Genomic DNA, 10,726 nt, shown 5'->3' on the forward strand with positions numbered 1-10,726 from the left:
ACGGCGAACGCAATCCAGGCCGCGAGCCCCGAGGCCTCGCGGCCCGTGTCGACGAGGCCGAACGCGGCGCTCTTCGTGCCGGAGAAGAAGCCGAACATGATCGTGCCGAGGACGGCGAGCACGCCGAGGCCTATCGGGGCCTTCCAGCTCACGATCGGGGCCACGGCCTGAGCCTCCTCGGGCTGGGCGGGGGCTGTGGTTGCCGTGCTCATGCTGCTGCTCCGCTCTGGACCGAACGCTTCCCGGCCTTGCTCTTGGGCTTGCGGGGATTGAGGCCGAAGATCGCCCTGACAAGCGGCGGCGCCGCGATGAACAGGACGATGAGCGACTGGATGACGAGGACGATGTCGATCGGCGTCTGCGTGACGGCCTGCATCGCGACGCCGCCCGCGCGGAACGCGCCGAACAGGAGGCCAGCGAAGAACGTGCCCCACGGCGTCGAGCGACCGAGCAGGGCCACCGTGATCGCGTCGAAGCCGATCGACGCCGCGACCCCAGCGGAGAGGTACTTCTCCGTGCCAGATACCTGAGCGATGCCGGAGAGGCCCGCGAGGGCGCCGGCGAGGGCCATGACGAGGACGGTTGCCCGGCCCACGTTGACCCCGGCCGTGCGCGCAGCGTTCGGGTTCGCGCCGACGGCACGGAACTCGAAGCCGACCGTCGAGCGGTTGAGGATCCACCACACGCCCCACGTCACGAGGATCGCGAGGATGAAGCCCGCGTGGAGGCGGAACTGCGGGCCGAGGAGCTCGGGGAACAGCGCGCTCTGGTCGAGGAACGGCGAGATGGGGTTGGTCGACCCCTTGCGCTGGAACGCGGGCGTCGTGAGGAGGAAGAGGAGCAGGAAGCTCGCGACGTAGTTGAACATGATCGTCACGATGACCTCGTGCGCGCCCGTGCGGGCCTTGAGAAGGCCCACGATCCCGCCCCAGATCCCGCCGCCGACGATCCCCGCGAGGATCACGACAAGCAGGTGGAGCCCGATCGGCAGGTGCCACGTGAAGCCCACGTACGCGCCGAACAGCGCACCGAAGATGAGCTGGCCCTGAGCGCCGATGTTGAACAGCCCGGCCCGGAACGCGAGGGCCACGCCGAGGCCCGCGAAGATGAGCGGCGTCGAGACCGTGAGCGTCTCCGCGAGCGGATAGAGCTGGGCCGCGAGGTCAGCGCCCTGCCAGTTGTAGATCGAGCCCTGGACGAGCGCGGCGTAGGGCCGGAAGATCTCCGCGATGGTGTCGGACGGGCGCGCGAAGAAGTAGCCCGCCGCGGTCGCCACCTTCGGGTTCGTGACCGCCATGAGGACCCCGCCGATCACGATCGCGAGGACGACCGAGAGGAGCGAGACCATCGGCGTGCCCGTCGCGATCCGGCGGATGAGGGTTTCGCCCCTGCCCTCGGGCGTGGGAAGGGACGGGCCCGTCGCGAGCGGCGCCTGGGCCGACTCGGGGACCTGCTGGGCCTCAGCCATGGTTTTCTCCTGTGCTGCCGTCCTGGGTTTCCACCGCGGCGCCGAAGCTGCTCGACGCGCGGCGAGCCCCGCCGTCGTCTGTTGTTTCTTCGACCGCGCCGGCACCCGCGGTCGGGGCCTCTCCGACCGCGCCCGCGTGGGCCGCCGCCTCCTCCGCGGTCATGCCCGCCATCATGAGGCCGAGCGTGTCGCGCGGGGTGCCGCCGGGCACGATGCCCATGAGCCGCCCGCGGTACAGGACCGCAATCCGGTCGGCGAGCTCCATGATCTCGTCGAGCTCGGTCGAGACGATCATGACCGGCGTCCCGTGGTCGCGCTCGGCGATGATCCGTCGGTGCAGGAACTCGATGGACCCAACGTCCACGCCGCGCGTGGGCTGCGACGCGATGAACAGGCGCAGCGGCCGCGAGAGCTCGCGGGCCATGACGACCTTCTGCTGATTGCCGCCCGAGAGCGTCGACGCCGGGGCCTCGGCCGACGGCGTGCGGATGTCGAACTCCTCGATCTTCTCCGCGGCCTGGGCCGCGACGCGCGCGGGGCGCATGCCGAGGCCGCGCGCGAACGGTGCGCGGTCGTAGAGATCGAGCACGAGGTTCTCCGCCACGGTGAACGCGCCCACGAGGCCGTCATGCGAGCGATCCTCAGGCACGAAGCCCACGCCGGCGCCAAGCACTTCCTTGACGGGACGGCCGAGCAATTCCTTGCCGTCGAGCTTCACCGAGCCGCTCGCGTGCCGGTGAAGGCCGAGGATCGCCTCGGTGAGCTCCGTCTGACCGTTGCCCTGCACGCCCGCGACGGCGAGGATCTCACCCTGGGCGATGTCGAAGCTCACGCTGTCCACGACCCTCTGGCCGTTCGGGGCGGCCACGGTGAGCTCGCGCACGGCGAACGTCGTCTCCTTCGGCTGGGCGGCGGCCTTGTTGAGGGTCAGGCTCACGGGCCGGCCCACCATCATCGAGGCGAGCTCGGCGGGAGCGGCCGACGGCGGGGCGTCGCCCACGACCTTGCCTCGCCGAATCACCGTGATGACGTCCGCAACGGCCTTGACCTCGCGGAGCTTGTGGGAGATGAAGATGATCGAGGTGCCGGAGGCCTTGAGCTCGGCGATGATCTCGAGGAGCTCGTCCGTCTCCTGCGGCGTGAGGACGGCGGTGGGCTCGTCGAGGATGAGGACCTTCGCGTTGCGGACGAGGGCCTTGATGATCTCCACGCGCTGCTGCACGCCCACCGGGAGGTCCTCGACGAGGGCGTCCGGATCGACGTCGAAGCCGTAGCGCTTCGAGATCTCGCGGATCCGGGCGCGGGTCGCGTCAAGGTCGAGGAAGCCCGCGGCCTTCGTCGACTCGGCACCGAGGGCCACGTTCTCGGCGACGGTGAAGACGGGGACGAGCATGAAGTGCTGGTGCACCATGCCGATCCCGGCCGCCATCGCGTCCGATGGGCCGCGGAACGCGACCGGTTTGTCGTCGACGAGGATCTCCCCTGCGCTCGGCTCGTAGAGGCCGTAGAGGACGTTCATGAGGGTCGACTTCCCGGCGCCGTTCTCCCCGAGGAGGCAGTGCACTTGGGAGTCTTCGACCACGAGGTCGATGTGATCGTTGGCGACGAGCGATCCGAAACGCTTCGTGATGCCGCGCAGTTCGAGTTTCACTGTGGGGATCCGATCCCTATAGCTGGGCTGGTCCGGGCTGGGCGCAAGGCCTGCGCCGTCCGCCCGGGCGGGCGGACGGCGCGAAAGCATGGTCCGAAAAGCAGGCTAGCGAATGGACGGGGGCTACTGCGACACAGGGCTCGACTTGGAGCTGACCTTGACCGTGCCCGAGACGATGTCCTTCTTGAGCTGGTCGACTTCGCTCTTGAGGTCGGCCGAGACCGAGGAATCAAGGTCGTGGTACGGGGCGAGCGCGACGCCGCCGTTCGCGAGTGTGCCGACGTACGGGGTCGCGTCGAACTTGCCGTTCGTGTCGTCCTTGATGACGGCCTCCACCGCGGTGGCCATGGTCTTCTGGACCGACGAGAGCAGCACGGACTTGTAGTCCGGCGCCGTGAGGTAGCCGTCGGAGTCGACCCAGATCAGCTTCGCGTCCGTGCCCGACTTCTTCGCGTCGAGGATCGCGGAGCCAGCACCCGCGCCGACCGGGCCGGCGACCGGGAGGACGATGTCGGCGCCCTGCTGGAGAAAGCCCTGCGTGAGCACCTTGCCCTTGTCGATCGACTTGAAGTCGCCGACGAACACGCCGTCCTGCTTGTCCTTGTCCCAGCCGAGGACCTGGACGTTCTTGCCCTTCTTCTGGTTGTAGTACTTCACGCCGTCGGTGAAGCCGTCCATGAAGATCGTGACAGTCGGGATGTTGAGGCCGCCGAAAGTCGCGACCTTGCCCGTCTTCGACACGCCCGCGGCGAGGTAGCCGGCCAGGAACGCGGCCTGGGCCGTGTCGTACACGATCGGCTTGACGTTCTTGGGGAACGTCGCGTCCGTGTAGTCGATGATCGCGAAGTGGCTGTTCGGGTTGGCGGTCGCGATGTTCTTCGTCGCGTCGCCGAGCAGGAAGCCGACCGTGACCGTGAGCTTGCAACCGGCCTGGACCATCGAGCGAAGGTTCGGATCGTAGTCGGTGTCAGCCTTGGACTGGACGTGCTTCTCCTGGATGCCGAGGTCCTTGACGGCCTGCTGAAGGCCCTGGAAACCGGACTGGTTGAACGACTTGTCGTCGAAGCCGCCCGAGTCGGAGACCATGCAGCCGAGGTAGTTCGAGTTGGTCGCCGACGCACTGCCGGAAGGACCACTGGACGAGGGGGCTGCCCCGCAGCCGCTCAGAACGAGAGCCGATGCACCGAGCGCGGCAACACCAGCAAGGCTGCGCTGGGCCAGCCGATGACGAAGTGAGGTCACGTGTTCCTCCACAGAAGCGCGAATGACGCCCGGGGCGTGTGATCCGTTCCGGGCGGTACCGCAGGCCGCACGGTACAGAAGAACGATAGTGGGAAAGATCACCTTCAGACAGTGCGGAGCACGCCCGACTGTGCATCGTTCGCTATTCGTTACCGGCGAGTACGTTTCATTCGCCGTTTCTGCGTCAGAGGTCGCGGATGCTTCGGAGCGCCGCGGCCGCGAGCACACGGACCCCGCAGCTGATCGCGCCCTCGTCGACCACGAGGTCGCCGCGGTGCAGATCGTACTCCTCGCCCCCGGGAACGTGGGTCCCGAGGCGGAACATCGAGCCCGGGACCTCTGCGAGGAACCACGCGAAGTCCTCGCCGCCCATGGACTGTGGGGTCAGCACCACGGCGTCCTCGCCGAGCTCGGCGCGCGCGGCCGCCTCGATGAGCGCCGTCTCGTGCTCGGAGTTGACCACGGGCGGGACGCCGCGAGTGTGCTCGAGCCGCACGTCGACCCCGTACGGGGCCGCTACCTGCTCGACGACCTCGTCGAGGAGCTCCCCGGCGCTGTGCCACGCCTCGCGATCGAGGCAGCGCATGGTTCCCGACAGCTGGCCGATCGCGGGAATCGCGTTGGGGGCGGAGCCGGCAGAGATATGGCCCCACACCATCGAGACGCCGCTGCGCACGTCGACGCGGCGCGAGAGCACGGCCGGGACGTTGATGGCGATCTGGGACAGCGCGAAGACGAGGTCCTCGGTCAGGTGGGGGCGCGACGTGTGGCCGCCGCGGCCCTGGAGCTCGATCCTGATCGTGTCCGAGGCCGACGTGATCGAGCCGATGCGCGTGCCGATCCGGCCGACCTCGATCCGCGGGTCGCAGTGCAGGGCCATGATGCGGGGAACCCCGGACAGCACTCCCTGGTCGATGCACGCGAGTGCGCCCCCCGGCATGGTCTCCTCGGCGGGCTGGAACACGACGCGCACCGTCGCGCCGAGCGGCTCCTCGCGGTGCTGCTCGGCGAGAAGGAGCGCGGCCCCGAGCGCGCACGTCGTGTGGACGTCGTGACCACACGCATGGGTGACGCCGTGATTGAGGGACGCGAACGGCAGGCCCGACTCCTCGATGATGGGGAGCGCGTCGATGTCGCCGCGGAGCGCCGTCGCGATCGGGCCATCGCCGATGTCGACGACGACCCCGGTCCCGTCGAGCCGCTTCGGGGCGAGCCCAGCGGCCTCGAGGCGCTCGACAATCTTGTCCGTGGTGCGGAACTCTTGGAAGCTCAGCTCGGGGTGCGCGTGGAGGTCACGACGGAAGGCGATGAGGTCCGGCAGGAGGGTCTCGAGGCGGGGGCCGACGAGAGGTGTCGGGTCCACTTCCGTGGTGTAATTGCGCACGCGTTCACTCTAACGCCACGGGTTTTACCGCGCGTTTACCGGGTCGTCGCGTTACAGCTTCGCTTGTACGGCGGCTTCTGAACGCCTAGAGGACGTCGGTGTCGCCGCTCGCCTTGAGGGCCGCGACGGCACCCTTGACCTTCTGTGCGTGCTCCTTCGTGGTCACGAGAAGTGCGTCCGGCGTGTCGACGATCACCACGTCCTCGATGCCGATGAGCGCGATGACCCGCTTCGTGTCGGAGACCACGATGCCGCTCGCGTCCTCCGTGAACACGCGCGCGCCCTCCCCGATGACGGTCACGGCGTCGCCCTCGCGGGCGCTGTTGAGCCGCCCGATCGCGGCGAAGTCACCGACGTCGTCCCACCGGAACGCTCCGGGAACGACGGCGACGTCCCCGGCCGCCGCTGCGGGCTCGGCCACCGCGTAGTCGATCGCGATCTTCGGGAGCGTGGGCCACACGCGCGCGGTCACCGCGTCCCGCTCGGGGGTGTCCCAGGCCGCCGCGATCTCGACGAGGCCCGCGTACAGCTCGGGCTGGTTCGCGGCGAGGTGCTCGAGCATGAGGGCCACGGGCGCCACGAACATGCCGGCGTTCCACAGGTATTCGCCCGAGGCGAGGTACTTCTCTGCGACCTCGAGGCTCGGCTTCTCGACGAATTCGACGACCTCGCGGGCGCTCGGCGCGCCGTCGACGTCGAGCGTCTCGCCCCCGCGGATGTAGCCGAAGCCGGTCGACGGGTGGGTCGGCTCGATGCCAATCGTCACGATCTTGCCGCGCTCTCCCGAGGCGGCCGTGTGAATGGCCTCGAGGACTGCCGCCTGGAACACGGAGTCCGGGCTGATGACCTGGTCCGCCGCGAACGAGCCCATGATCGTCGCGGGATTGCGGCGGTGCAGGATCGCGGCGGCGAGGCCGATCGCGGCACCGGAGTCCTTGGGTTCGCTCTCGAGCACGAGGTCCGCCGAGTCGAGCTCGGGGATCTGGAGGCACACGGCCGCCCGGTGCGCCTCGCCCGTCACCACGAGGAAACGCCCGCCGGCGAGCGGCGCGAGCCTGTCATACGTCGCGCGGATGAGCGTGCTGCCCGAGCCCGTGAGGTCGTGGAGGAACTTGGGGGCGGCAGCGCGCGAAAGGGGCCACAGCCTCGTGCCAACCCCGCCGGCGGGGATCACCGCGACGAAGCGGCCTAGGTCGCCGTCGTTCGCCACCGCGGGAGCGGGCGCAGATTCAGTGCTCATCGCCCCTACTGTACTGGAGCGAGCCGGGCTCAGTGTGAGCACCGCTGGGGCCCCCGTGGCGGCTGTGATAATCGCCACTGAAGCCTCCCGGGGCCTGCGAACAAATTGAATAAGCTGTGAGCGAAGCCTAGATTTAGGCTGGAGCTCGACAGAGTACGCGTCCGCCAGCAGAGACGGGCGCCTTCTGCATCGGTGCCCTCGCCTCCCCGGCGAGCGCCGGCATCGGTGCTCGCAGGGAGGTTTATCAGTGCCGACAAAACCAGCTGGCACCCTGTACCGCGGCCGTGAAGGCATGTGGTCCTGGGTCGGTCACCGGATTACCGGTGTCGTGATCTTCTTCTTCTTGTTGGTGCATGTGCTGGACACCTCATTGGTGCGTGTGTCCCCTGACGCCTACAACGCCGTGATCGGCGAGTACAAGAACCCGATCATGGGGCTCGGCGAGACCGCGCTCGTCGCCGCGATCCTCTTCCACGCGTTCAACGGCCTGCGCATCATCGCCGTCGACTTCTGGAAGAACGGCCCGAAGTACCAGCGGCAGATGCTGTGGACGGTCCTCGGCGTGTGGTTCGTCGTGTTCGTCGCGTTCGCCATCCGCCAACTCTCGATCGTGTTCGGAGGCTGAGCATGAGCACCGACATCCGGTTCCCCCGCAGCACGTCTGAGACGGGGCGCATCGCGCCCAAGTACCACCGCCACGGCGGAGGCGCGAAGGGCGGCTTCGAGATGGCCGCATGGCTCTTCATGCGCCTCTCGGGCATCGTCCTCGTGGTCCTCATCTTCGGGCACCTCTTCGTCAACCTCATGCTCGGCGACGGGGTGCACGCGATCGACTTCGGCTTCGTGGCCGGCAAGTGGGCGAGCCCGTTCTGGCAGTGGTGGGACCTCGCGATGCTGTGGCTCGCGATGCTCCACGGCACGAACGGCGTGCGGACGATCGTGAACGACTATGCCGAGCGCGACGGGGTGCGGTTCTGGCTCCTCGTGGTCCTCTACGCGGCCGCGATCGCGATCGTCATCCTCGGCACGCTCGTGATCTTCACCTTCGATCCGTGCCCCATCGTCAACGGCGTCCACACCGGCGCCGACTTCTGCCCCAAGCCGTAGCCGAGAAGTCCAGCGGCGCCCGCCGATCGACGGCGCCGCGGACTCGCGCGAGAGAGAGAAGCATCCAGTATGCAGGTCCACAAGTATGACGTGGTGATCGTCGGTGCCGGCGGCGCCGGGATGCGCGCGGCCATCGAGTCCGGCCAGCGCGCGCGCACCGCCGTGTTGACCAAGCTGTACCCCACCCGTTCCCACACCGGCGCTGCTCAGGGCGGAATGTGCGCGGCCCTCGCGAACGTCGAGGAGGACAACTGGGAGTGGCACACCTTCGACACGATCAAGGGCGGCGACTACCTCGTTGACCAGGACGCCGCTGAGGTCATGGCGAAGGAGGCCATCGACGCCGTCCTCGATCTCGAGAAGATGGGCCTCCCGTTCAACCGCACGCCCGAGGGTCGCATCGACCAGCGCCGCTTCGGCGGCCACACGCGCGACCACGGCAAGGCGCCGGTTCGCCGCGCGTGCTACGCCGCGGACCGCACGGGCCACATGATCCTCCAGACGCTCTACCAAAACTGCGTCAAGCACAACGTCGAGTTCTACAACGAGTACTACGTGCTGGACCTCCTCATCGTCGAGGAGGACGCCGTTCGCGAAGACGGCACGGCGTACAAGCAGAAGCGCGTCGCCGGCGTGGTGAGCTACGACCTCGCCTCGGGCGAGCTCCACGTGTTCCAGGCCAAGGCCGTCATCTTCGCGACGGGCGGCGCCGGCAAGGTCTTCAAGACCACCTCGAACGCCCACACGCTCACGGGCGACGGCATGGGCATCGCGTTCCGCCGCGGCATCCCGCTCGAGGACATGGAGTTCTTCCAGTTCCACCCGACCGGCCTGGCCGGCCTCGGAATCCTCCTCTCGGAGGCGGCCCGCGGTGAGGGCGCGATCCTGCGCAACTCGGAGGGTGAGCGCTTCATGGAGCGCTACGCGCCGACCATCAAGGACCTCGCCCCGCGCGACATCGTGGCCCGGTCCATGGCGAACGAAGTGCGCGAGGGGCGCGGCGCCGGTCCGAACAAGGACTATGTCCTGCTCGACCTGACTCACCTTGAGCCCGCGCACATCGACGCGAAGCTCCCGGACATCACGGAGTTCGCGCGCACGTACCTCGGCGTCGAGCCCTACACTGAGCCGGTCCCGGTCTACCCGACGGCGCACTACGCCATGGGCGGCGTTCCGACCAACATCAAGGGCGAGGTCCTCCAGGACAACGACACGATCATCCCGGGCCTGTACGCCGCGGGTGAGGTTGCCTGTGTGTCCGTGCACGGCTCGAACCGCCTCGGCACGAACTCGCTGCTCGACATCAACGTGTTCGGCAAGCGTTCGGGCATCAACGCCGCCGAGTACGCCAAGACCGCCGAGTTCGTGGAGCTCCCCGAGAATCCCGCGGACGGCACGGTCGCGCTGCTCGACTCCGTCCGCAACGCCTCGGGCACCGAGCGCATCGCGTCGATCCGCGCGGACCTGCAGGAAACCATGGACGCGAACATGCAGGTGTTCCGCACCGCGGACTCGATCGCGCAGGCCCTCTCGGACATCGAGACCCTCCGCGAGCGGTACCGGAACATCAGCATCCAGGACAAGGGCAAGCGCTTCAACCTCGATCTCCTCGAGGCCGTGGAGCTCGGCTTCCTCCTGGACCTCGCGCAGGTCATGACCGTTGCGGCGCTGCACCGCAAGGAATCCCGCGGCGGCCACTACCGCGAGGACTTCCCCGACCGCGACGACGCCAACTGGATGAAGCACACGATGCTCTACAAGGACGACGCCGCCGAGACCGAGGGCATCAAGGGCATCCGCTTCGGGACGAAGCCGGTCGCCTTCACCCGCTACGAGCCGATGGAGCGTAAGTACTGATGAGCGCGTCAACTGTAGAGCCCGCATCGAAGGTCGAGCTGCCCGCGAGCGCGGGCGGCGGCGGCGAGATCCCGACGTTCAACATCACGCTCCGTGTCCGCCGGTACAACCCCGAGGTCTCGGAAGAGTCGCACTGGGACGAGTACCAGCTCACGATGTACGGCACGGACCGTGTGCTCGACGCGCTCCACAAGGTCAAGTGGGAGCACGACGGCTCGCTCTCGTTCCGCCGCTCGTGCGCGCACGGCGTGTGCGGCTCGGACGCCATGCGCATCAACGGCCGCAACCGTCTCGCGTGCAAGACGCTCCTCAAGGACCTCGATACGTCCAAGCCCGTCACGGTGGAGCCCATCAAGGGCCTTCCGGTGGAGAAGGACCTCATCGTGGACATGGAGCCGTTCTTCCAGTCCTACCGCGAGATCATGCCGTTCCTCATCGCGAAGGGCCACGAGCCGACCAAGGAGCGCCTCCAGTCCGCCGAGGACCGCGAGCGGTTCGACGACACCACGAAGTGCATCCTGTGCGCCGCGTGCACGTCCTCGTGCCCCGTCTTCTGGACGGACGGCCAGTACTTCGGCCCCGCGGCGATCGTCAACGCGCACCGATTCATCTTCGACTCGCGTGACGACGCCGGCGACATGCGTCTCGAGATCCTCAACGACAAGGAGGGCGTGTGGCGCTGCCGCACGACCTTCAACTGCACCGAGGCATGCCCGCGCGGCATCCAGGTGACGCAGGCGATCGCCGAGGTCAAGCAGGCGATCCTGGCACGCCAGT

At 68.2% G+C, this 10,726-nt stretch carries 9 protein-coding genes and 1 pseudogene; 4 read left to right on the top strand and 6 right to left on the bottom strand.

Going from position 1 to position 10,726, the window contains the following annotated elements; genetic code table 11:
• The 6 genes and pseudogenes from ACLN58_RS12055 to ACLN58_RS12080 all read right to left on the bottom strand — a co-directional run.
• Positions 1-212 (bottom strand): annotated as a pseudogene (locus tag ACLN58_RS12055) (ABC transporter permease); the annotation flags it as partial.
• Positions 209-1,468, bottom strand: a complete 1,260-nt coding sequence (locus tag ACLN58_RS12060) for an ABC transporter permease (protein WP_415855501.1) — start codon at positions 1,466-1,468, stop codon at positions 209-211. The gene ACLN58_RS12060 and the pseudogene ACLN58_RS12055, both read right to left, overlap by 4 nt.
• Positions 1,461-3,119 carry an ABC transporter ATP-binding protein gene (locus ACLN58_RS12065; RefSeq protein WP_415855502.1) on the bottom strand — a complete coding sequence of 553 codons (1,659 nt, stop codon included), beginning with the start codon at positions 3,117-3,119 and terminating at the stop codon, positions 1,461-1,463. Before ACLN58_RS12065 ends, ACLN58_RS12060 begins: the two co-directional genes overlap by 8 nt.
• A gap of 123 nt (positions 3,120-3,242) precedes the next feature.
• On the bottom strand, positions 3,243-4,361 hold the full coding sequence (locus ACLN58_RS12070; RefSeq protein WP_415855503.1) for a BMP family lipoprotein: 1,119 nt from the start codon (positions 4,359-4,361) through the stop codon (positions 3,243-3,245).
• A 184-nt stretch (positions 4,362-4,545) separates the two neighbouring features.
• On the bottom strand, positions 4,546-5,745 hold the full coding sequence (locus ACLN58_RS12075) for an amidohydrolase (RefSeq protein WP_415855504.1): 1,200 nt from the start codon (positions 5,743-5,745) through the stop codon (positions 4,546-4,548).
• A gap of 85 nt (positions 5,746-5,830) precedes the next feature.
• Positions 5,831-6,985 (bottom strand): mannose-1-phosphate guanylyltransferase, encoded by a 1,155-nt coding sequence (locus tag ACLN58_RS12080; protein ID WP_415855505.1) that lies wholly within the window; start codon positions 6,983-6,985, stop codon positions 5,831-5,833.
• A gap of 247 nt (positions 6,986-7,232) precedes the next feature.
• Here ACLN58_RS12080 and sdhC point away from each other — a divergent pair, with 247 nt between their 5' ends.
• The 4 genes from sdhC to ACLN58_RS12100 all read left to right on the top strand — a co-directional run.
• Positions 7,233-7,610 carry a succinate dehydrogenase, cytochrome b556 subunit gene (gene sdhC / locus ACLN58_RS12085; RefSeq protein WP_136609404.1) on the top strand — a complete coding sequence of 126 codons (378 nt, stop codon included), beginning with the start codon at positions 7,233-7,235 and terminating at the stop codon, positions 7,608-7,610.
• Between the two features lie 2 nt (positions 7,611-7,612).
• Positions 7,613-8,092 carry a succinate dehydrogenase hydrophobic membrane anchor subunit gene (locus tag ACLN58_RS12090; RefSeq protein ID WP_415855506.1) on the top strand — a complete coding sequence of 160 codons (480 nt, stop codon included), beginning with the start codon at positions 7,613-7,615 and terminating at the stop codon, positions 8,090-8,092.
• Positions 8,093-8,161: 69 nt separating this feature from the next.
• Positions 8,162-9,949: a succinate dehydrogenase flavoprotein subunit gene (gene sdhA, locus ACLN58_RS12095; RefSeq protein WP_415855507.1), complete on the top strand. Its 1,788-nt coding sequence runs from the start codon at positions 8,162-8,164 to the stop codon at positions 9,947-9,949.
• Positions 9,949-10,726 (top strand): succinate dehydrogenase iron-sulfur subunit (locus tag ACLN58_RS12100; protein WP_415855508.1); only part of this gene is annotated, 778 nt, incomplete at its 3' end. The genes sdhA and ACLN58_RS12100, both read left to right, overlap by 1 nt.

Source organism: Sinomonas sp. G460-2 (genome assembly GCF_047759905.1).
Taxonomy (GTDB): Bacteria; Actinomycetota; Actinomycetes; order Actinomycetales; family Micrococcaceae; genus Sinomonas.